The organism is Halopseudomonas sp. MFKK-1, from assembly GCF_027474385.1.
In the GTDB taxonomy this organism is placed as follows: Bacteria; Pseudomonadota; Gammaproteobacteria; order Pseudomonadales; family Pseudomonadaceae; genus Halopseudomonas; species Halopseudomonas aestusnigri.
On record NZ_CP114836.1, the window covers coordinates 3,266,948 to 3,290,079 of the forward strand.

18 protein-coding genes are annotated in these 23,132 nt (G+C 60.9%); 6 read left to right on the forward strand and 12 right to left on the reverse strand.

The window, feature by feature from the left end; all coding sequences use genetic code 11:
- Positions 1-11 precede the first annotated feature (11 nt).
- The 8 genes from O5O48_RS15140 to O5O48_RS15175 all read right to left on the reverse strand — a co-directional run bounded on the left by O5O48_RS15140 (position 12) and on the right by O5O48_RS15175 (position 11,512).
- Positions 12-1,679 (reverse strand): DUF1302 domain-containing protein, encoded by a 1,668-nt coding sequence (locus O5O48_RS15140; protein ID WP_269687475.1) that lies wholly within the window; start codon positions 1,677-1,679, stop codon positions 12-14.
- A gap of 157 nt (positions 1,680-1,836) precedes the next feature.
- Positions 1,837-3,423: a FadD3 family acyl-CoA ligase gene (locus tag O5O48_RS15145; protein ID WP_269687476.1), complete on the reverse strand. Its 1,587-nt coding sequence runs from the start codon at positions 3,421-3,423 to the stop codon at positions 1,837-1,839.
- A 20-nt stretch (positions 3,424-3,443) separates the two neighbouring features.
- Positions 3,444-4,475 (reverse strand): ferredoxin--NADP reductase, encoded by a 1,032-nt coding sequence (locus O5O48_RS15150; RefSeq protein WP_269687477.1) that lies wholly within the window; start codon positions 4,473-4,475, stop codon positions 3,444-3,446.
- A gap of 1 nt (position 4,476) precedes the next feature.
- Positions 4,477-5,238, reverse strand: a complete 762-nt coding sequence (locus O5O48_RS15155; protein ID WP_269687478.1) for an SDR family oxidoreductase — start codon at positions 5,236-5,238, stop codon at positions 4,477-4,479.
- Positions 5,235-6,959 (reverse strand): FAD-binding protein, encoded by a 1,725-nt coding sequence (locus tag O5O48_RS15160; protein ID WP_269687479.1) that lies wholly within the window; start codon positions 6,957-6,959, stop codon positions 5,235-5,237. Before O5O48_RS15160 ends, O5O48_RS15155 begins: the two co-directional genes overlap by 4 nt.
- A 60-nt stretch (positions 6,960-7,019) precedes the next feature.
- Positions 7,020-8,210: an acyl-CoA dehydrogenase family protein gene (locus tag O5O48_RS15165; protein ID WP_269687480.1), complete on the reverse strand. Its 1,191-nt coding sequence runs from the start codon at positions 8,208-8,210 to the stop codon at positions 7,020-7,022.
- 134 nt (positions 8,211-8,344) lie between these two features.
- On the reverse strand, positions 8,345-10,006 hold the full coding sequence (locus O5O48_RS15170) for a methyl-accepting chemotaxis protein (RefSeq protein ID WP_269687481.1): 1,662 nt from the start codon (positions 10,004-10,006) through the stop codon (positions 8,345-8,347).
- Positions 10,007-10,081: 75 nt separating this feature from the next.
- Positions 10,082-11,512: a coniferyl aldehyde dehydrogenase gene (locus O5O48_RS15175; protein ID WP_269687482.1), complete on the reverse strand. Its 1,431-nt coding sequence runs from the start codon at positions 11,510-11,512 to the stop codon at positions 10,082-10,084.
- 186 nt (positions 11,513-11,698) lie between these two features.
- On the opposite strand from O5O48_RS15175, the gene O5O48_RS15180 reads away from it, so the two are divergent.
- From O5O48_RS15180 to O5O48_RS15205, 6 genes are all read left to right on the forward strand, one after another.
- Entirely contained in the window at positions 11,699-12,703 is a 1,005-nt protein-coding gene (locus tag O5O48_RS15180) for a flavin reductase (protein ID WP_269687483.1), read from the forward strand.
- 15 nt (positions 12,704-12,718) lie between these two features.
- On the forward strand, positions 12,719-13,492 hold the full coding sequence (locus O5O48_RS15185; protein ID WP_269687484.1) for a glucose 1-dehydrogenase: 774 nt from the start codon (positions 12,719-12,721) through the stop codon (positions 13,490-13,492).
- Between the two features lie 19 nt (positions 13,493-13,511).
- Positions 13,512-14,303: a fumarylacetoacetate hydrolase family protein gene (locus O5O48_RS15190; RefSeq protein ID WP_269688716.1), complete on the forward strand. Its 792-nt coding sequence runs from the start codon at positions 13,512-13,514 to the stop codon at positions 14,301-14,303.
- 17 nt (positions 14,304-14,320) lie between these two features.
- On the forward strand, positions 14,321-15,217 hold the full coding sequence (locus O5O48_RS15195) for an acetaldehyde dehydrogenase (acetylating) (protein WP_269687485.1): 897 nt from the start codon (positions 14,321-14,323) through the stop codon (positions 15,215-15,217).
- An 11-nt stretch (positions 15,218-15,228) separates the two neighbouring features.
- Positions 15,229-16,254, forward strand: a complete 1,026-nt coding sequence (gene dmpG / locus O5O48_RS15200; RefSeq protein ID WP_269687486.1) for a 4-hydroxy-2-oxovalerate aldolase — start codon at positions 15,229-15,231, stop codon at positions 16,252-16,254.
- A gap of 63 nt (positions 16,255-16,317) precedes the next feature.
- Positions 16,318-17,619 (forward strand): spinster family MFS transporter, encoded by a 1,302-nt coding sequence (locus O5O48_RS15205; RefSeq protein ID WP_269687487.1) that lies wholly within the window; start codon positions 16,318-16,320, stop codon positions 17,617-17,619.
- A gap of 48 nt (positions 17,620-17,667) precedes the next feature.
- Here O5O48_RS15205 and O5O48_RS15210 read toward each other — a convergent pair whose 3' ends face one another.
- The 4 genes from O5O48_RS15210 to O5O48_RS15225 all read right to left on the reverse strand — a co-directional run bounded on the left by O5O48_RS15210 (position 17,668) and on the right by O5O48_RS15225 (position 22,516).
- Positions 17,668-18,432, reverse strand: a complete 765-nt coding sequence (locus O5O48_RS15210; protein WP_269687488.1) for an SDR family oxidoreductase — start codon at positions 18,430-18,432, stop codon at positions 17,668-17,670.
- A 79-nt stretch (positions 18,433-18,511) separates the two neighbouring features.
- A complete protein-coding gene (locus O5O48_RS15215; RefSeq protein WP_269687489.1) occupies positions 18,512-20,041 on the reverse strand; it encodes an amidase in 1,530 nt (509 codons plus the stop codon).
- Between the two features lie 24 nt (positions 20,042-20,065).
- Positions 20,066-20,719 (reverse strand): EthD domain-containing protein, encoded by a 654-nt coding sequence (locus O5O48_RS15220; RefSeq protein ID WP_269687490.1) that lies wholly within the window; start codon positions 20,717-20,719, stop codon positions 20,066-20,068.
- Between the two features lie 324 nt (positions 20,720-21,043).
- Positions 21,044-22,516 (reverse strand): spinster family MFS transporter, encoded by a 1,473-nt coding sequence (locus O5O48_RS15225; protein WP_269687491.1) that lies wholly within the window; start codon positions 22,514-22,516, stop codon positions 21,044-21,046.
- Between the last annotated feature and the right edge of the window lie 616 nt (positions 22,517-23,132).

Below are 23,132 nucleotides of genomic sequence, written 5' to 3' on the forward strand. Positions count from 1 at the left end.
GGGAAACTCCATCAGAAGGTGTATTTGGCGTTGAACGAGAGGTAGTCGCGGTCGGCCATGGTGCGGCCCTTGGCGATATCCGGGGTCGACAGGTAGTTCACCCAGGTCGCGCCCAGCTCGAAGTTGCCGAGGTAGCTGAAGGTGGCACCCAGGGTCAGGCGCTGCTCGTCACGGCCCAGGCCCTGGCGACCGCTGCCGTCAACGCTTTGCTGCAAAATCGCATTGGTGGTCAGATCCCAGCCGTTGAAGATGCTGGGATAATCCAGATACGCACCGAGACCGATCAGGGTGCCAGCGCGGGTCTGGCCGTCGTAGACGAAGTCGTCGAACTGGCCGTCCTCACCCGGGAAACCACCGGTCACGGTGAGGGTGTCAACGTCCTGAATGCGCTCATGCACCACTTCACCCATCAGCGTGGTCTGGCTGGCAATCGCACTCGGACCGAGGATGTAGACGAAGTTGGCGCTGGCCATCAGCAGCTCGCCAGGTGTCGGCGCACCGTTGCTGAGATAAACCGGCGCACCATCGCGCAAGCTGATGTCCGACCCCACCTGCACGTCACCGATCTTGGAGGTCAGGCTCACACCGGTCAGCTTGATGTCTTCGAAATAGCCGAATTTCAGCGCCGGGACGCCCGGGCCGTAGCCGACGGCATTGATGCTGTCCAGCGACGAATACCGGGTAGCGCCGCTGGCGTCAAAGAACATGGCCGCGACCCGATCATGGTAGCGGTAATGATAGAGACCGACCTCGGTGTTGAAGTCGATGTTCCAGCGTACGCCCAGACCCCATTGGCCGGAGTCACGCGGATCATCTGCCTCAATGCTGTTGGCTACGGTAAAGGTTGCATCAGGCAAGGCCGCGACTGTGCCGGGCGCGAAGCGGTAGAACTGCGAACCCGGGCCGAAGAAGTCGCCACCGAAGAAGTCGCCGACCGGGTTCAGGCGGGTCTTTTCCCATTCCAGCTGGTAGAAACCAGCGAGAGACAGATGCTCATTCAGTGTCCAGGTGAACGACAGCTGATTGACCGGCAGATAGGCATCCTTGGCCTCGGTGCCCGGCACGTTGAACTTGGTGGCATCAACGGGTGCCTGGCCCTGGCTGATGTTCGGCCAGAACAGGCTCTCGCCCCAGGCAACCAGGTGGCGGCCGGCGTTGAGTGACAGATACTGGCTTTCGCCAATCGGGAAGTTGCCGTACACGTAGGCATCGAGCAACTGGAAGCGGCTGCCGCTGTCGCGGCGGGTGGTCGCGGTAAAGCGGGACTCATCACCAGGTGTACCCACAACACGGTTGACGGTCGCGGCGGAGTTGTTGTCGTTGTCGTTCTTGTAGACGAAGTCATAGAAGTGACTGCCGCGCAGGATCGCGCCAACGTTGTCCTTCTGCAGCATCACTTCGCCAAACAGGCTGACGCGGTTGTTGACCGGGGCATGACGCTTGAAGTTTCGGGTCGCGTCATCGTTGTTTGGATTGGCCAGGTAGTGGCTGTCAGGGCTGCGGGTACGCAGCGAGTAGGTGTAGTTGGCGGTTACCTGCGATTCAATGGTCAGCCCGTTATCAAGGTTCAAGGTGGGCAGGGCCATGGCAGCGGCAGGCGTCAGCCCGGCCGCCAGCGCCAGCACCAGCGGCTTGAGCACAGCGCCGTGGCAGCCATTGTTGCGATTGTTGTTATTCACTGTTCGCTCCTGATGTTTATCCATGTCATCCCGAAAGCAGGACGCCGGAGAAGTATCGGAAGCGAGGCAAAAAAACACTTACCTCAAACGGAGTAATCCGTGCGAATAAGGAAAAAATCGCTGCCACACGGGGCATGTGGCAGCGCGAAGAGCCTCATCAACCGGCCAGTTGACGGGCCAGCAATAACTTGTCGACTTTGTTGGAGGCATTGGTTGGCAGCTCCCGGTAGAAGGCAATACGGCGCGGAACCTTGTAGTTGGCCATGCGCTCGCGGGACCAGCTGATAAGATCGGTATCGCTCACCTGCTCGCCCTGGCGCAGCACCACGCAGGCACAGCCCACTTCGCCCATACGCTCATCCGGCACGCCCAGCACCGCAACCTGGGCAATGGACGGATGCTCACTCAGCGCCGCCTCGATCTCTGCCGGGTAGCAGTTGAAGCCGCCGACGATGAACATGTCCTTGAGACGCCCGGTAATGCGCAGATTGCCTTCGGCATCCAGGCTGCCTACATCGCCAGTGTGCAACCAGCCCTGCGCGTCAAGCGCTTCGGCGGTAGCCTGATCGTTGTTGAAGTACCCCTGCATGACGTGAAAGCCGCGCAGGCAAATTTCGCCCTGCTCCCCCTGACTCAGCGCATTCCCCTCGGCATCGAGTATGCCCAGCTCCGTGCCGGGAATCGGCTTGCCACTGGTGCCGGCAATGGTCTGCGCCGAGTCCTGCGGGTCACAGATGGTGGCAAGACCGCCGCATTCGGTGAGGCCATAGGCGGTGGTAACAACGGTGAAGCCGAGCTCTTCGCGCATGCGCTTGATCAACACCGGCGGGATGGTCGAGGCTCCGGTAACCGCAACACGCAGACTGGACAGGTCAGTAGCGCCCCGACGGGGATGATCCAGCATCGACAGATACAGGGTTGGTGGGCCTGGCAAAATCGTGACCTTGTCCTGCTCCACCCGACGAAACACATCGTCAGCGTCGAACATTGCCTGGGGCAGGATGGTAGCACCACCGAGCAGGCAGGTCAGCCAGCCGGCCTTGTAGCCAAACGAATGGAAGAACGGATTGACAATCAAGTAACGGTCACCGGGTACCAGCCCAATGATCCTCACATACTCGTTGAATGCGCGCAGACTTTGCCCATGCGCATACATCACGCCCTTGGGCTTGCCTGTGGTGCCGGACGTAAACAGCAGATCCGACAGATCATCAGGACCAACCGACTGCGCACGTTCCAGAGCCTGCTGCGCAGAGACAGCCTGCCCTCCGGCCAGAAAGGCCGACAACGCCTGCTCCGCCGCAGCGGACTCGCCAATCACTACCACCTGCTCCAGCCCGGCGGGCCGCACCGGTGCCAGCATCGCCGGGTAATCGTTACCCAGGAACTGACCCTGCGCAAACAGCAACCGGGTACCACTGCGGTCCAGAATATCCGCCGCCTCACTGCCTTTCATGCGGGTATTGAGTGGCACCATCACTGCCCCGGCTGCTTGCAAGCCGAGGGCCAGCAACACCCACTCGATACTGTTCGGAGCCCAGATCGCTACCCGGTCGCCATGGCCAATTCCCGCGGCAATCAGCGCCCGGGAAACCTCGAGCATACGCTCGGGCAACTCTGCATAAGCGATACGCTGCGCCCCATCCTCCAGGGCAATGGCATCACCATGAAGCTGCGCAGCGCGCAGAACCAGCGCCGGAATCGACGCCGGCAAATCAGCCGGCGAGGGAAACACTGAAGACATCGGGGAAATCTCTTGTTGGATCAATCGGGAAAACGCAAATGCACCTTGTCGCTGGTGGCCACAGCCTGACAGGCCAGGGTCCAGCCCTCGCTCAGTTCCTGCTCGTCCAGCGCATCGTTGTGCAGCAGATCTACCTCACCGGATACCAGCGTGCACATGCACGAAGCGCAGGACCCAACCAGACAGGAGTGAGGCGGCTCCATGCCCTCACGCTGCATGGCCGAGAGCAGCAACTCACCGGGCTGGCAGTCGATCTCGCGCACCTCGCCATCCAGTTCAACGGTGAGTGTTGTCGCCAAGGCACCTTCGTGCTCAACCACACCGCCCTGCGGCTGCTCACTCTCACTGGGCAGCGAGACAAAGCGCTCAACATGAATCGCCGCCGGCGCAAGACCGGCCTGCTTGAGCGCAGCCACGCCCGCATCCATGAATGGCTCCGGACCGCAGATAAAGGCTTCGGCGTGCTCAAATCCGGCTGCCAGGTGCGCCAGCTGCGGTACATTCGGGTGCCCCTGAACACTGGCAAGCCAATGCACTACCTGCAGACGCTCCGGATACGCCGCTACCAGTTGCTGCAACAGATCACGGAAGATCACAGACGCCTCGTCACGGTTCGCGTAGATCAAGCGAACACGGCCGGTTGCCTGGCTAAGCACCGAACGCAGGATCGACAGAACCGGCGTCACTCCGCTACCGCCAGCCAGCAGCAGGAAGTCACCATCGAGCTGACGCGGCACAAATACGCCAGCCGGCGGCAATACCTCGATCCGGTCGCCCGGCCTGATCTGATCGCACAGCCAGTTGGACCCTCGCCCATCTGCCACACGCTTGACCGTGACCCGCAGGTTCTCGCTGGCAAAGGGTGAGCTGGACAGGGAGTAGCAGCGCGGCAACCAGTCGTCCTGGTAAGGGATACGCAGGGTCAGAAACTGCCCCGGACGATATCTGAAGCGCTCTGACTGCTCCTGCGGAACGCTGAACTCGAAAGAGCAACTGTCGTGCGTTTCCTGAATGACCTCCGCAACCTCAAGCGCTATGTAATTCATGCTCATCTCAAATACCCATCACGGCTTGTCCGCTATCCACACGCATTTCGATGCCATTGATTGCCCGCGACTCGTCGCTGGCCAGATACAGCACGGCATTGGCAACGTCGCTCGGCAGGCACATGCGATTCATCGGGTCGGCATCAATGGTGAACGCAGACGGATCCATGCCCTTCGGATAGCCGCCCAGGGTCATGGGTGTCATCACCCCGTCGGGGTGCACCGAGTTGCAGCGGATCCGATACTTGTGTTTGCGGCAATGCACTGCCACGGCGCGGCTAAGGGCGGCCACCGCACCCTTGCTGGCGCTGTAGGCAACGTAGTCTTCCAGCCCCAGCAGCGCTGCCAATGAAGAGATGTTGACGATCGAACCGCCGCCACTGTCTTTCATCAGGCGCACCGCCATCTGGGTACCCAGGAAGACACTGTCGGCGTTGATGCGCAGCAGCCTGTGCCACTGTTCGAGGCTCTCCTGCTCGATATTGGCCTTGAGCAACACCGCCGCGTTATTGACCAGCACATCCAGGCCAGCCCCCCGCTCGGCCAGATGCGCCGCAAGGGCGTCCCAGCTCTGGGGGTCGGAGACATCCTGACGCACAAAACTGGCCTTGCCGCCGAGCGAGGAGGCAAGCGCCTGCCCCTGCTCGACGTTCAGATCAGTCAGCACCACCTCTGCGCCTTCGGCAACAAACAGGCGAACACAGGCTTCACCAATACCGCTGGCGCCGCCGGTTACCACGGCGACCTTGCCCTGCAGACGTCCGCTCATGCTGCCTTCTCCCGCTGTTGAACTGCGCTTGCCAGATGCAGAGCTGCAACGTAACCAAAGGTCATGGCCGGCCCCAATGTGCCGCCAGCACCCGGATAGGTGGTTCCAAGTACCGAGGCGGAGGTGTTGCCGATCGCGTAAAGCCCGTCGATGGTTGAACCGTCCTCACGCACGACCTGAGCGTGCTCGTTGGTCAGCAGGCCGCCCTTGGTGCCGATATCGCCGGAGTACATCGGCATGGCATAGAACGGACCCTTGCCGATCGGCGCCAGGCAGGGATTCGGGCTGACGTTGCTGTCGCCGTAGTAACGATCAAAGACGTTCCCGCCACGGGCAAAGTCGAGATCATCGCCGGTGGCCGCGTAGCCGTTCATCTTCTCCACGGTTGCCTTCAGACCGGCGGCATCTACACCAATCTGGCCAGCCAGCGCGTCAAGCGTATCGGCCTTGTAATACAGGTTGTTCAGCCATTCCTTGCGCAGGCGCATGTCCGGCATGATCTGGGCCGGCATCAGCGGGCCCATGGCGTAGTTGAAGCGGAAGTGACTGTCGAAGATGGCCCAGGCCGGAACGCATTTGCCGCCGGTCTGTTCATTGTTGCGGTACATCGCATCAACGAACTCCAAATACGGCGCCGCCTCATTGACGAAACGCTGACCCAGGCCGTTGACCACAATCGCCCCCGGGAAGGCGCGCTCAGCGAAAATACCCCGGGCACGGTCTTCACCCGGCACCAGCAGGCTCGGTGCCCACCAGCCCCACTCCATCAGATCGGTGGCCGCACCGATACGTTGCGCCGCTTCCAGTGCCGCACCGGTGTTCGCACCAGCCGGTGTGGCGCTCCAGGCGGCCTTGGTCGGCTGCGGCAGATACTTGTCACGCAGCGCCTGGTTTTGCTCAAAGCCGCCACTGCCGAGAATCACGCCACGACGTGCACGCAGCACTTCTACCCGACCCGCTCGCTCGACCTGAATGCCGCAAACGCGGCCATCCTCGATCACCAGATCGGTAAAGTTGGTGTTCAGCCACAGCGGAATATTGCGATCCATCATGGAGGCACGCAGGCTGGCCACCAGCGCATTGCCCAGCGCGGTGCGGCGGTCACGGCGGCTGCCGGTCTTGCGTCTCCAGCGAAAATCGAGCTTGTAGCGCAACATCATCCACAGCACCATCAGGCGCCAGCCACGGCTCTTGGACATGGCCTTGTGCGCATCACGTGCGGTCCAGGCAATACGCCCCATCAACATGTTGCCCGGCGCGCCTTCGCGCAGATTGTCGAGTTCGTCGCCCAGCTGACTCAGGTCGAACAGCTCGGGGTCGAGACTGCGCCCGCCCGGCAGTGAACCCGGCATATGCTGGTAATAATCGGGATACTTTTCGGCCACCGCGTAGCGGACTCGGGTGTTGTCCTCGAGCCAGGCAATCATCTCCGGGGCCTTGTACAGGTAGGTTCGCAAGCGGCGTTCATCTACCCGGTCGCCAACAGCAGCCTTGAGGTAGGTCCAGGCCAGCTCCTCACTATCGTTGCCGCCAATGGCCTTGAAATAATGGTTGTTGGGAATCCAGATACCACCGCCGGACAGGGCGGAGGTGCCGCCATATTGCGCGGTTTTTTCCACCATCAGTACGCTCAGGCCCTGATCTGCGGCCGTTATTGCTGCGGTCATGGCGCCGGCACCGGAGCCGACCACAATCAGGTCGTATTCATTGTTGTTATGCATAGCGTTGCTCGTCGACAGTTTTGGGAAGGTCGGCCGCCCATCCCGGGCGGCCGGTTCTGATCAAACGTACGGATCAGGGTTGGGCAGGCCGAGCTGAACCGCTCCGTAGGCGCGACCGAAGGCGGCGACGTTGTTGGAGATGTGGCCACGAGCCTGGTGCAGATCGCGGAAGATACGAGCAACCGGATTGGTGTTGTACAGGCCGGACGCCGCCATGCAGCGCAGCAGCTGATTGACCTTTTCGGCGCAGACATTGGTCACGTGGGCAGACTGGTAGCGGTACAGCAAACGGGTTTCCACCTCAGGAAACTCGTTGCGCTCGGCCAGCTCGCAGAGGTGATCAAAGTTGCGTTCGAGCACCAGTTTGAGCTGGTCCAGGGTCAGAATGGCATCGGCCACCACTTCCTGGGCCAGCGGGTCCTCGGCGGTCTTCGCACCGTGCTTGCCAATGTGTGCCGCCGCATTGGCACAGAACGCGTTGATTGCACCCTGCAGCGCGCCCATACAGGAGCTGGAGACCGCGCGGGTAAACACCTGGGCAAACGGAATCGCGTAAAGCGGGCTAGTGTTGACCAGCCGGCCCGGCGTCGCTTCCATACTGGTGTTGTTGGTGCGCTGAACGCGGTGGAACGGAACAAAGGCATCTTCGACAACAATGTCGTGACTGCCGGTGCCGCGCAGGCCCAGAACATCCCAGTTGCGCTCGATGCGGTAGTCACTGCGTGGCACCAGGAAAGTACCGTGCTCGCTGCCCTCGCCATTGGCGTCCGGCGGGATGATGCCGCCGAGCAGGGTCCACTTGCAGTGCTCACTGCCGCTGGAGAAGCCCCAGCGACCGCTGATGCGATACCCACCCTCAACCGGCGTCACTTTGGCTACCGGCATATAGGTCGAGCCGATCAGGGTCTTGTGATCATCACCCCACACTTCTTCCTGCGCTTCCAGCGGATAACGTGCCAGCTGCCAGGGGTGCACGCCCATGACACCGTAAATCCAGGCAGTCGACATGCAGCCTTCGGCCAGGGTCATCTGGATTTCGAAGAAGGCGCGGGGATCCAGCTCATACCCGCCAAACCGCTTCGGTTGCATAGCCTGGAACAGGCCGGCTTCCTGCATGTCAGCGACGGTTTCATCCGGCACCTTCATTTCGCGATCAGCTTGCTCGGCACGGGCCTTGAGCGCCGGGACTAGCTTGCGTGCAGCCTCCAGCAGCTCCAGTTCTTTTTGTGATTTTACGCGAGTGGCAACCATCTCTTGGTCCTCCAAAGACTTTTTCGTACCGCCAAACAGCGCGGGTTGTCCTGATTATCCGAACGCCGAACAGGACACTCATCGTCAATGTGGACTACTCATTACCCCTCGTTTGCGCAGCGAGGCGCCCAGGTTCAGCCAACCTGAAAGCGCCCTGCCATCAGCTCGAGCTCTCCGGCCAGGCGTTCCAGTTCGACAGCAGCAGCTGCACTTTCGGCAGCCGTACCGGACATGTGTCGAACACCGACCGACACCCCCTCGACCTCACGGGCGATTTCCCGGGTCGCGGTCGACTGGCCGTTAAGAATGTGACTGATCTGATTGACCGCCTGGATTACCTCACCGGTGCCCTGGCGAATGGTCGCCATGGCCTCCGTCGCTTCGCTGGCCAGCTTTACACCGCTTTCAACTCGGACCACGGTCTGCTGCATACCGGCAGATGCGGTGCGCGTACCATGCTGGATCTGCTTGACCGTTTCGGCGATTTCCAGAGTCGACTGCGAGGTCCGCTCGGCAAGCTGCCGGACCTCCCCTGCCACCACCGCGAATCCGCGCCCCATATCACCGGCACGCGCAGCCTCAATCGCAGCATTGAGCGAAAGCAGGTTGGTTTGCTCTGCCACCTCGTTGATCACCTGGATTACGCTGCCGATCTGACCGGAGAAGCGCTCAAGCGCCTGCATGTGCTCCGCCGTAGAGGAAACCACGCTGGCGATTTCCCGCATCTCGGTAGCCATCTGGTTAATCAACTGTTCGCTGGAGCGACTGGAGTGCTCGGCCTGCTCCGTGATGTCCCGGGTTGATTCGGCATGGCCGCGAACCTCGTCGATAGATACCGACAGCTGCTCGACCGCAGCCGACATACTGCTGACCGCCTCAGCCTGCTGACGGGCGAGTGTCGATGAACTATCGGACAGACCGCTCATTCCGGAAGAAGAGCGGCCAAGCATGCTCACCTGATCGCGCAAGCCACCCAGCAAGCGACCGAGGTTATCGCGCATGCGCGCGAACTCGTGTATCAGATCGGTAATCTCGTCGTTACCAGAGGCGATCACCGGTCGACTCAGATCACCCTCGGCGATGGCCTGGGCATGCCCGGCTACCGATGACAGGCCCAGGCGCAAACGACGAATCAGCAGGCCACCCACCAGGCCACCGGCCAGCACCCCGATCAATGCCAGCAGCAGATAGGCCATCACACTGTAGCGGTAACGCTGCTCGGCCCGGTGAAAGTCTGCCTCGGTTTTTTCCTCCTGGTACTGCCGCAGATTGGCCAGCTCCTCGGCAGCCAGTCGGCCTTCTTCGGCCCCCATCTGCAGAAAAACCCGGATACCGGCGATGTTGAAATCGTTCAGCGCCAGCGAGGACAGCATGGCGTCGAGGTCCTCGCTCCACAGCTCGTAATGCTCATCAAAGGCGGCAAGCAGTTGCAGATCACGCTCATCCAGCTCGCGCTCGGCAAACCCGGCCCTGTGCTCCTCGAGTTCGGAGGTGTTGGCCCGAATCTCGTCCAGCAACACTGACAGGGCCCGCGAGTGCAGCACTGCCAGATTACCATCGGGGTCATACTGGAAGGCGGTGATCACCAGCCGGCGATTGCGCTCAAGCAGGCGCTCAATGTCGGTCGCCTGACGTATCGCCCCCAGACGCTCGTAGTGAGCCGTGTGCAGGCTGTCGCGCGCCAACTTGAGGCCGTACCAGCCAAGGGCTACCGCCGACCCGAACAACACCAGCGCAAGGCCGGCCCAAATCCACAGGCGGCTGGCCAGGGTAACGCGTCGCGAGCTGAATAACATGTTTGCTCTCCATGCACAGACAAACCGCGCGACGTTCCCGCCCCGCGGCTGTAAACAGATCAACTGAGGGAGATATCAGCGCGTAATTTGCGCTTTCATCGCATCGGTAAAGCCGGGATGGTACGGCGCGAGCATGCCCCACTCGCCGCGGGGATCGTAGGCAGGCGCCTTGAACACCGTGCGGGCATGACTGAACTCAACAAAGCCTTCCATTCCGTGGTAATGCCCCATACCCGAGGCGCCTACCCCACCGAAGGGCGCATCCTCCATCGCGGCGTGCATCAAGGCATCGTTGATTGTGACCCCGCCGGACAGGGTGTAATCCAGCACCCGGCGCTGCTCCTGCTCATCGCTGCCGAAGTAGTACAACGCCAGCGGCCGCTCACCCTGATTGATCTCATCGATCACGTGCGGCAGCTCGCTGTAAGTCAGCAAAACCAGCGCCGGACCAAATATTTCCTCCTGCATGATCCGGCTCAGACGCGGCGGATTGACCACAATCGACAGCGGCCGACGACGCTCATTCTGCGCTACCGCAACATCAGGGCAGCGCACAACCTGCACCCCCATCTCCTGCACTTCTGCCAGGCAGCCATCCAGCCGCGCCAAATGGCGCTCATTGACCACCGCAACACAATCAGGATTGCCGGCAACCGACGGATACAGTGCCGCCCAGGTGCCGGTGAAGGCATCGATGAAGGCATCACGCCACTCGACCGGGACAAACACCAGGTCCGGCGAAATGCAGATCTGACCACTATTGGTACCTTTGGCGATGGCCAGCCGGCGCGCGGCGTCGGCAATATCGGCAGAACGCCCGATCACCACTGGCGACTTGCCTCCCAGCTCCAGCGTCACCGGCACCAGGTTTTCAGCCGCCCGGCGCATGATGTCGCGACCGACTGACGTGCTGCCGGTAAACACCAGGTGGTTGAACGGCTGGGAAGCAAAGCCCTGACCAACCTCAATGCCACCATTGATGACCGCCAGCTCCAGCGGATCAAAGCGCGCGTCGATCGCGCGCGCGAGCACCTCGGCCGTGCGCGGCACTACTTCGGAGGGCTTGAGCACAGCTCGATTGCCAGCTGCGAACACACCGGCCAACGGACTGAGCAAGGTGAACAGCGGCGCATTCCAGGTGCCGATAATGCCTACAGTGCCCTTGGGCTGATACTGCACCCATGCCTCACCACCCAACTGGTCATAGGGAGCGAACACAGGACGAGGCTGATCGGCGCTCCATTGCTCCAGATGATCTCGCGCATGCTTGAGCGAGGCGAGCGCACCCAGCACGTCATTCATCAGACTGAAGCCGGGATGGCGACCGCCAAAGTCCTCATCCATTGCCGCAGCCAGCGCCTCATGCTCGTCCACCAGCAAATCAATTACCTGCTGAATGCGCCGCTGCCGAACATCAACACCCACTCGCCCCTGACGGTCGGTGGCCTGACGCTGCAAGGCAAGCAGCTCGGTCAATTGTTGCAATGATTGCAGGTACGCGCGCACGGATCACTCCTTCGCCCTACTGGGCTGTTCTTGTGTTTGCCGGTCAGGCTAGCCGACCAGAACCTCCGTCACGTCGTCCATTTGGACGACCTCCCGGTGCCGCAGCGTTAGTCCATAGAGACGATGAACATAAATGCTGCCAACTCAATACTTTCGCCACGTTCCGCAGCAACAGTGAGGCAGCACATGACTGCTACAGCCAGTTTCAATCCAAAGGCGTTCCGTGACGCCCTGAGCACCTTTACTACCGGGGTGACCATCATCACCACTCGCGGCACGGAAGGCGAACCGATCGGCATCACCGCCAACAGCTTCAACTCGGTTTCGCTCAACCCGCCGCTGGTGCTCTGGAGCCTGGCAAAGTCAGCCTTCAGTCTCTCTGCCTTCTCCAGCAACAAGCACTGGAATGTGCACGTGCTGTCGGTCGAGCAGGAAGCCCTGTCGGGACGCTTCGCCTCGCGCGGCGAGGACAAGTTCGCGGGCATCGAACTCGATCGCGGCATCAACGACATTCCGCTACTGCATAACTGCACCGCGCGCTTTCAGTGCCGCACAGCGTTCATGTACGAGGGCGGCGACCACGTGATTTTCGTTGGCGAGGTGCTCGGCTTTGACAAGAGCGAGCTGCCACCACTGGCATTCCAGTCAGGCCAGTACGCGCTGGCCGCCCGCAAGCCGCGCGAGGGTGTTCGGCTGTCCAATGCCCAGTCACACCCACCCGAGTGCAGCTACACAGAGGACCTTCTGGGCTATCTCGCCGGACGAGCCCACTACCAGCTGGTGGCCTACCTGCGCACGCTGCTGCAGAACCATCGACTGGATGAACACGCGTTCTTTGTCTTGTCGGTCCTCAGCATTCAAGACCGCCTGACCCTGGACCAGATCAATCACTTCGTTGCCTATACCGGCCGAGAGGTGACCATGGCGATGATGCTGTTTCTGGAAAAACAGCGTTATGTCGCCATCGAGATGGACGGTGAAGACCAGCGCTTCGTGCTGACTGCTGACGGCCGGGAAGTCTCTCTGGAGCACGTCGCTGTTGCCAAGGCAGTTGAACAGGACATCACCGAGAAGCTCGGTGCCGGCGATACCCAGGCACTGAAGATTCTTCTCAAGCGCCTGATCCACGCAACCGATCCCGGCCTCCCCGACCTCTGGCAGGCCGAACCCCAAACCAGCGACGCCCACTGATATCAAGGAGTTCTCATGGCTCTCATCGAGCAGTTCACCCTGCAGGGCAAGGTCGCCCTGGTAACCGGTGCCGGCAAAGGTATTGGTCGTGCCATCGCGCTGGCCTATGCCGAGGCAGGTGCCAGCGTCGCCTGCGCGGCACGCACGCTGAGCGACGTAGAGTCGGTTGCGGCAGAAATCCGCGCTGCTGGCGGCAAGGCCGTCGCTGTGCAGTGTGACGTGAACGACGCCAGGCAGCGCGAAGCCGCGGTCGCGGCAACCCTCGATGCCTTCGGCAAATTGACTCACCTGGTCAACAACGCCGGTGGCGGCGGCCCGAATCATCCGCTCAAGCTCAGCTGGCAGGAGTTTGACCAGTCCATGCATTTTAACGTCACCACTGCCTACCACTTCATTCAGCTGTGCGCACCACACATGTTTGAAGCGGGCTCCGGCAACGTGATCAACATTACCTCCGGCGCTGCCCGTTACATCCAGCGTGGATTCAGCCGCTACGCCGCAGCCAAGGCCGCGCTGACCCAGCTTGGCTTCATGCTGGCCCAGGATTTTGCTCCGACCATGCGCATCAACGCGATAGCACCAGGCCCGATCATGACTGACGCGCTGGCTGGTGTGATGACCGATGAAATTCGCGAGGTGATGGAGCGCAACACGCCGCTCAAGTGCCTTGGCGACACCCAGGATATCGCCGCCGCGGCCCTGTACCTGGCGACCCCCGCCTCGAAGTGGGTTACCGGCAAGGTGATCGAAGTCGACGGCGGCGCCGAATCCAGCGTTTTCCCGACCTGAAGGACACCAGAACATGGCATTGGACCCGCAATTGATTACCGCTCTGGGTGATGAGCTGTTCAGCGCACTGCGCGAACGCCGCACCCTGACGCCGCTGACCAGCCGCCACCCCGAGATCAGCATCGACGATGCGTATCGCATATCGCTGCAGTTTCTAAGCCGCCGCGAGGCCATGGGTGAGCGTTTGATCGGCAAGAAGATTGGCGTTACCAGCAAGGCCGTACAGGACATGCTGAACGTGCATCAACCCGACTTCGGGTTTCTCACCGACCGCATGCAGGTTGCCAACGGCGCCACTGTCAGCCTGCGCGAGTACAACCTGATTCAGCCGCGTGCAGAAGGCGAAATCGCCTTCATTCTGGCAGAGGACCTGACCGGCCCCGGCATCAGCGCTGATGACGTGCTGGCCGCGACCGACTCAGTCACGCCCTGTTTCGAGATCGTCGACTCTCGCATTCACGACTGGCAGATCCGTATCCAGGACACTGTCGCCGACAACGCCTCCTGCGGCGTGTTCGTGCTCGGTGACCAGCGCACCGATCCGCGCACACTGGACCTGGCAGCCGCCGAGCTGACCATGAGCAAGAACGGCGAAGCGGCCGGTCGCGGGCTCGGTTCTGCGGTACAAGGCCATCCCTGCACCGCTGTCGCATGGCTGGCCAACACCCTTGGCGAACTGGGCATTCCATTCCGCCGTGGCGAAATCATTCTGTCCGGCGCCCTGGCACCGCTGGTGCCGGTCACTGCCGGCGATCATATCCAGATGCATATCAGCGCGCTTGGCAGTGCCAGCATGCGCTTTACCGACTGACACTCAGGGAGAATCTCATGAGCAAGAAAATCCGCTGTGCCCTGATCGGACCAGGCAACATCGGCACCGACCTGCTGTACAAGCTCAAGCGCAGTGAATGGCTGGAGCCGGTCTGGATGGTAGGTATTGACCCGACCTCCGAAGGCCTCAAGCGGGCCGAAGAAATGGGCCTGAAGGTAACCTGCGACGGTGTTGACGGGCTGCTTGAGCACGTCGAGAGTGATGATATCCGCATCGCCTTTGACGCTACCTCAGCCTATGTCCACGCCGAAAACAGCCGCAAGCTCACCGAGCGCGGCGTGCTGATGATCGACCTGACTCCGGCCGCCATCGGCCCGTACTGCGTCCCGCCGGTCAACCTGGCAGAAAACCTCAAGGCCGGTGCAACCAACGTCAACATGGTTACCTGTGGCGGCCAGGCCACCATTCCGCTGGTCGCTGCGGTATCTCGCGTGCAGCCGGTTGAGTACGCGGAAATCATCGCCACTGCCGCGTCCAAATCAGTCGGTCCCGGCACCCGCAAAAACATCGACGAGTTTACCCGCACCACCGCCAGCGCGATCGAAAAGGTCGGCGGCGCGCGCAAGGGCAAGGCAATCATCATCATCAACCCGGCCGAGCCACCACTGATCATGCGTGACACGGTGCACTGTCTGGTTGAAGGCGAGCCGGACAAGGCCGCCATCACCGCCTCGATCGAGCAGATGATCGGTGAAGTGCAGAAGTATGTTCCCGGCTACAAGCTGGTCAACGGCCCGGTATTCGACGGCAATCGGGTCTCGATCTTCATGGAAGTTGAAGGTCTGGGTGACTTCCTGCCCAAGTATGCCGGCAATCTGGACATCATGACCGCTGCGGCAGCCCGCACCGCCGAAATGTTCGCCGAAAATCTGCTCAAGCAAACCGCCCTTTAAGGAGGCACGCCATGGACCTTCGCGGCAAGAAGATTACCGTTCACGACATGTGCCTGCGTGACGGCATGCACCCCAAACGCCACCAGATCAGTCTGGATGAAATGAAGTCCATCGCCGTTGGCCTGGACGAAGCTGGCATTCCGCTGATTGAGGTCACACACGGTGACGGTCTGGGCGGCAGCTCCGTCAACTACGGATTCCCGGCCCATAGCGATGAAGAGTATCTGTCTGCAGTTATTCCGCTGCTCAAGCGCGCCAAGGTGTCCGCCCTGCTGCTGCCGGGCATCGGCACCGTTGACCATCTGCGCATGGCCAAGGACCTGGGCGTCAACACCATCCGCGTTGCAACCCACTGCACCGAGGCCGACGTCTCCGAACAGCACATCACCAAGGCGCGCGAGCTGGGCATGGATACCGTCGGCTTCCTGATGATGGCGCACATGAACAGTCCTGAAGGGCTGACCCAGCAGGGCCTGCTGATGGAAAGCTACGGGGCCAACTGCGTCTACATCACCGACTCTGCCGGTTACCTGCTGCCTGATGACGTCGCTGCCCGCGTCGCCGCACTGCGCGCAGCCCTCAAGCCTGAAACCGAGATCGGCTTCCACGGTCACCACAACCTGTCGATGGGCGTTTCCAACTCCATCGCTGCAATTGGCGCCGGCGCCACCCGCATCGACGCAGCCTGCGCCGGACTCGGTGCAGGCGCAGGCAACACGCCGATGGAAGTCCTGATTGCGGTCTGCGACCGCATGGGTATCGAAACCGGCGTGGACGTGTTCGGCATTCAGGATGTCGCTGAGGATCGCGTTGTTCCGATTATGGACTTCCCGATTCGCAGTGACCGTGACGCCCTGACCATGGGCTATGCCGGCGTGTACGGTTCATTCCTGCTGTTCGCCAAGCGCGCCGAGAAGAAATACGGCGTGTCTGCCCGCGAGATTCTGGTCGAGATGGGCCGTCGCGGTATGGTCGGCGGCCAGGAAGACATGATCGAGGACACCGCACTGACACTGCTGAAACAGCGTCAGGCCTGACCCTTAATGCGGTAGATACAACGGCTCCGTCAGGGAGCCGTTGTGCTTTCAGGAGTGTGCAGGATGAGCAACGCTGCTGTTACCCGCGGCCTGGGCTGGCGCGCCCACGGGCTGCTGTCGGTGCTGGTTTTTGCCTACGCCGGCTTCTTCATTGGCCGCCAGATCATGTCGATAATGATCGAGCCGATCAAACAGGAGTTCGGCGCTTCGGACACCGCAATGGGACTGATCTCCGGGCTGGCATTCGCCGCAGTTTATGCATTGATGGGCCTGCCCGCCGGCCGCCTGGCTGATCGAGGCAGCCGGGTGCGCCTGCTGGCGTTCGCCGGCCTGCTCTGGGGAGTGTCCACCCTGCTCTGCGGGCTGGCCACCAGCTTCTGGCTACTGGTGGCAGCACGCATGCTGGTTGCCGTTTTCGAGGCACCGGTTACCCCCGCCTCGCTATCGCTGATTGCCGACCTGTACCCGGTGCAGCAACGCTCGCTGGCGATCAGCTTTTTCACCGGTGCGCCCACGGTTTCGGCCATGCTTGGTCTTGGTGTCGGCGCCTGGGTCATCGATACCTGGGGCTGGCGCAGTGGTTTCTATCTGGTCGCCAGCCCGGTGTTGCTGGTTTCGGTAGTGCTGGGCCTGCTGGTGCGTGAGCCTCGGCGCGGCTACTGGGATGCCAACGGCAGTACCGTTCACGCGCCCCGCCACAACCTGCGTCAGGCCGCGGCGCATTTGTTCAGCAACCGCCCGTATCGGCTGACGGTGCTGATCTGCACGCTGTTCAGCTTCAGTGGCTTTGCCTTCGCCATGTGGAATACCAGCTTTCTGATTCGCTCCCACGGGCTGTCATTGCAACACGCAGGCATTCTCGCTGGCGTAGTAGTCGGCGGCACTGCGACTGTCGGCGGCCTGTTCAGCGGCTGGCTGACCGACCGTCTGGTCGTTGTCGACCGACGCTGGCTGGTCTGGGTGCCGCTGATCGGCCAGAGTATCGCGCTGGCATTTATGCTCAGCTATCTGATGTGGCCGGTACAGACCGCCTTCCATATCGGCAGCATGCCGGTACCAACGACCATGTTCTGGTGCGCGCTGATGGGCTTTTTTACCGTCTGGTGGGTAGCTCCGCTATTCAATCTGCTGACCCAACTGGTCGACAGCTGGGAACGCGCTACAGCCGTTGCCCTGCAGACCATCTGTACAACGGTAGCGGGCGTCGGCCTCGGTCCGCTGTTCATTGGCGCCTTGAGCGATATGCTGGCGCCGTTCAGTGGAGACGAGTCCCTGCGCCAGGCGATGCTGCTGGCCAATATCAGCCTGTTTGTCGCACTGTTGCTGCTGTTGCGGCTGCTACGCCAGCCACACTTCCGGCAATAAAACACAAAAGGCCCCGAACGGGGCCTTTTGCTGCGGCGCAAACTACGATCAGAACCGGTTGGGACGTATCATCGCGTCCATGCCGCCATCAGCAAATACCACCGTGCCGTGCATAAAGCCGGCCTGCGAAGACAGCAGAAAACGGATGACGTTCGCCAATTCCGCGGGCTGGCTTCCACGTCCCAGCGGTGCGACAAAGTTGCGCGTCGCCTCGCCATAACGTGCATCCTCTGTGGACGCCTTGTACAAAGGCGTTTCAACTACGCCCGGTGCCACCACATTGAGCCGTACGCCCAGTTTGGCCCACTCGTGAACCTTGCTGCGCACCAGCAGGCTGACCGCCAGCTTGGAGCCGGCATAGGCCAGACTCGGATCCTGATCGGCAATTGCCGCCAGCGCTTCAGCTTCATCGCCCTTGAGCAGGGTCTGAATGATCGGATGCTGATCGACACCCGGCTGCACCGCAGCCACTGAACCGACCACCACCGCCGATGGCTCAGTGCCCTTGCTCAGAGCCGGTGCCAGGCCATCGAGCAATGCTTTGACCGCAAAATAGTTAACCGCAAGGATCAGCCCGGTATTGGGGGCAGTTACCCCCAGGCCGGCACAGAGCACCAGATGGTCCAGGCGGTCGCCACAACGATCACGTACTTGCGAGACCGCTTGCTGACGACCTTCATCAGTGGACAGGTCTGCATTGATGTCGGCGTTGGCACGGTCGATACCGATGACACTGTGGCCAGCCTCGCGCAGCTGCGCACAGAGCGCAGCGCCAATACCCGAGGCGGAGCCGGTAACGGCGGTAATGGGCATAGTGGTTCTCCTGATTGTGATTGTTGGGCCCTGCCGTCACTGTGCTTAGCAGCGCAACGGAGGGCATCGTCCGGTGGGACTACACAATCTCGGGCACCCTGCTGAACCACGGACGGGCCTGCTCAAGCTGGCTGGCCAACCGCAGTAACGTGCGCTCCTCACCAAAGCGTCCGGCAAACATCACCCCCACCGGCAACCCATCCTCACTCCAGTACAGGGGCACCGACATCGCCGGCTGACCGGTAATGTTGTATACGGAGGTGAGCGAAGACATCCGGCCAGCCAACGCCCCAAACTCCTGAACCGGCAAGTCCATGGTGATGGTGCCAAGTGGCGGTGGAAGATGCGGCATTGTCGGGCTCAGAATCAGGTCGTACTGTTGCAAGAACGCTTCCATATCATGGCCGGCACGGCGCAAGGCAAGCACGCCGTTATTGTAATCAACGGCCGAGACCTGCCTGCCCCAGCCCAGCATCTGCCAGTCCACCGGCTCCAGATCAGCCTCTGTTGCAATCCGCCCCAGCTGATGCTCGCGCAGCGCCACGCTCTGTGCCAGGCTGACCATACTTACCAAGCCGGATGCACGTCCCGCGGCCTCCAGATCCAGCTCCGGGGTTATCTCCTCGACCACATGCCCAAGCTCGGCGCACAACGCAGCGGCCTGCTCAGCCGCCTTTCGGCACTCTGGCTCCAGTTCTCCGCCCTGCAGCGGTGCAGCAAGCAAGGCGATGCGCAGCTGTCCCGGCTTGCGGCCAAGCTGTTCCAGATAGCGTCCCTGGCTGTCCTGCTTTGCCAGCGCTCTGCCCGGCTTGCGCCACGCCAGGCAGTCCAGCATCGCGGCGCTGTCCCGAACACTGCGGCTGATTACGTGTTGTGCCGACAGCCCACCGCGCACGTCAGTATCACCACTGCCGATGGGTACCAGCCCGCGGCTTGGCTTGAGCCCAAAAAGGCCACATGCAGAAGCAGGCATTCGGATCGAACCGCCACCATCGCTTGCGTGGGCAACCGGAACAATCCCTGCTGCCACCGCAGCAGCCGCACCTCCTGACGAGCCGCCGGCACTGCGATTCAGCTGCCATGGGTTATGCGTCTTCCCCCACAACGTGCTCTCAGTACTGGGACAATTTCCAAACTCGGGGCTATGCGTCTTGCCGAACACTACCAGACCCGCTTCACGTACCTTGCGCATGTAAGGGTCATCCTGCTGCGCGACGGCATCGCGAAACATTCGTGAACCCTGGGTAGTAACGGTGCCCGCCATGCTCACGCCCAGGTCCTTGAGCAAAAACGGTACACCTCCGAAAGGCCCGTCCGGCCGACCGGCCTTGAGCTGTTCTCGGGCCAGATCGTAGTGTTTCAGTACGACCGCGTTGAGCGTCGGGTTGACCTGCTCGGTCCTAGCAATAGCCAGCTCAAGCAACTCGGCTGCGCTGACCTCGCCGCCAGCAAGCAGGCCAGCCAGCGCGGTTGCGTCCTGCTTGCGATACTCGTCAAAACGCATATTCTCAGAGCCATGGGCAACGGTCGAAAAGCCCAGCGGCAACGCCAGCCCACTCAGCCCAATACCGGTTCCCGCCATGAAACGACGACGTGATATGGATGTCATGATTCACTCCTGTTTTTGTACTTGTCATGGAAGAAACGCCACAAAGCCCTGCTTCAACTGCTGGGCAGAACTTGAATGAGTATGAACCTGAACCGCAGCCAGCAAGCCTGGCGCGGGACCAGTCAGACCCGGTGGTCTCTCGGGGTGCTGATCAAGTTGCAGCCAAAGCAACGCATCGAAAGGAAAGTCGCTGCCAACCACCGGACTGAGCAGATCCAGGCTCATCCTGCGCAGCCCTCGAATATCACGGCTGAGGGAACGCGCCCAGGCCTCGACTTCGCGCCGAAACTCTGTCTGCGAACGGCCGGCGCGGGAAAACAGCAACGCATATCTCAGCTGTGACAGCGCGTCGTCAGTCTTTGCGCCCTCAACCATCACAGACTCTTCAGACATGGCGACGCGTATCCGCTCTGGCCGCATAAACTTGCGCTCATCGTCACGCATCAGCGCGCGCGAGCGCGACTGCATGGCCTGTCTGATATCAAATCCGCGTTGCATCTGAAACTCGCTGATGCAATCAAAATCAAGCCCGCCGACCTCGTCGACCAGGTGATTGCGGGTGTACTGCCGGTAAGGAAAATGGGCGATAGCCAAAGGGCTGTGAATTTCTTCGTAATAGCGCCGAAACGCATCGCGCGACAGATCGGCGCGTCGGGTCAAAAGGGAAATGGCTTTCATGCATCGCTCGCGAACAGATGAGATTCTGATGTTCGAGATTCAATGCCAGACCGAAGAGCCGCATCGTCCGTTTGGGTATTTGTGCCAGCCGGCAACTTCAGGTATCAGGCTCTCGGCTAACCCAAACCCTGTTCCAGAGCAGTGCAGAACCGCGTCCAGTATGGTTCGCTCTGCCTGCTCCCAAAACCCTTCGATGGGCAACGACCGGGTGTCGGACCTGATTTCTCAGGAGAGCATAAAGTCAACCGGATCACGCCATTCAATGACACCGGTAGTTACTTCGGGCAAAAAGAGAGGGCGCAATGCGCCCTCCCGAGCAGTCACTTATACGGTGACCGGATTTTTTACCTCTCTGTCCACCATGTCCTTGCCCAGGCGGGTCCAGGTCAGCAGGAAGCATAGAGCGCTGGCAGCGTAGAGGCAGGCCATTATGACCATGGAGGTTTGCAGACTTTGCGCATAGACCTGCCCGCATACGTCCTGCAGGTTCTGGTTCAGTTGACCAACCACTGCGGGATGACACTGGTTCCGTGCCAGTTCGCCAGCCGCCACACCAAGATCGGCGATACCGGACTTGAAGAAGATGTCCGAGATTGCGCCAATGAACAGCGGGCCGAAGCCGTAGCCAATCAGGTTGACCAGCAGCAGCATCACCGCCGTGGCCATAGCGCGTACCCGCATGCTTACCACGCCCTGGCCGATGGTGTACTGGGCGGCCAGGTAGCCATACTTGACGAAGCCACCGATGATCAAACCGATTGCCGCGTAGAACAGGTTGTCCGTGGTGAAGGCGAAGATATAAAAGGGAACCGACAGCAACAGGCCCGCCGCCGGCACCCAAGCGATGGCGCCCGGGTGCTTCTTGTAAATTCTGGTCGCCAGCCACCCGGTAGCAAAGGTACCAATGGCGGCTGACAGGGCAACCGGTGTGTTGATCCAGATCGCAGCCTGACCGGCAGTGATCTCGTAGGTCCGGACCAGAAAGATCGACTGGAACGAGGAGATACCATAGCCGCAGAACGCAGCGATGGTAGCGCCGGCAGTCATCAGCCAGAAAGCAGGCTTGCCCATCAGCTCATGGATCGCTTCACCCAGGCTGGCCCGCTCTTTTTTCACGGCGACCGGCGGATCGGTATAACCTCGCGGAGGCTCCTTCACCGTGAGTTTGAAAACCAGGGCGACCAGCAGGCCAGGCAAGCCGACGACGAAAAAGGCGGTGCGCCAGTCAAATACATCGGTCACCCAGCCGCCAACCAGGTTGGCAACCATGGTGCCGAGCGTTACGCCCATGGCGTAGAAACCCAATGCCTGTGAGCGCTCTCGAGGGATGAAATAGTCCGCGATCAGCGAGTTGGCCGGCGGTGTGCAGCCCGCCTCGCCAATACCCACACCAACGCGGCACATCAGCAGAATCCAGAACGCGCCGATGGTCACCGAGCCAATAGTGACTTCCGTCGCCAGACCGCAAAGCGCGGTCATCAGCGACCACAGGGCCACACAGACCGTCATGATCCAGACACGATTGGCGACATCTGCAAAGCGTGCCAGCGGAATGCCAACGGCGGTATAGAGCAAGGCAAAACCGAAGCCGGTGAGAAGCCCGAACTGGGTGTCTGTAATCCCCAGGTCCGGCACCAGGTCAGGGCCGACGACGGCCAGCAGGGCGCGGTCAACGAAATTCAGGATGTAGATAAATGTCAGCGCAAGGAGCACATAATTGCGATAAGCCTTGGAGCCGTAGCCGGCCAGTTGGCCTTGGGCTGCGCCCTCTGCGGCAGTGGTGGGTCTCATGGACATAAGCCTTCCAGGTATATTGTTATTGGTCGATGCGGACTGTAATCCCACACTGGTATTACCTACTGCAAGCACGGTCTGGCCTGAAGAACAGCATAAAAACCCTGCCCCGCAACCGGACGAGCCGACCCACTATATCGGCATAGCGGGATACAGTGGCGGACAGAATTGTTGAGTTTTGTCGCCGGACTTATTCACCTCAGGCGATTACCAGGCTCAGGCTCGCATGCGTCATCCGTGCGCATTACGTTACAGGGTAATAGCGAAACGACCAGTCAGGATCGAGCCAAACAGCCGGTTTGAATACCCGCCCATAAACAAATGCCATAGCTTGAGCGGCACGCTGCAGAAACGCACGCCTTTGCAGCCTGCAGTGTTTACTGCCTGTTCTGACCGAGTCTGCTGGTGCACAGACCTAACACTGCAGCAAGGGAATACGACGTGCCCTGCGCCGTCATGTGAGTTTTGGCAGCGCCATCTGACTGCATTGTTAACTGCCAATCCGAATCAGTCGGCATAACAGGTCACTCGACGGTCATCCTCAGGATGGATAGAAGATCGCTGACCATGCCAGCGAAGGGATGATCCCGAGGGATCAGCGGGCTCACGAGGAAGTGGT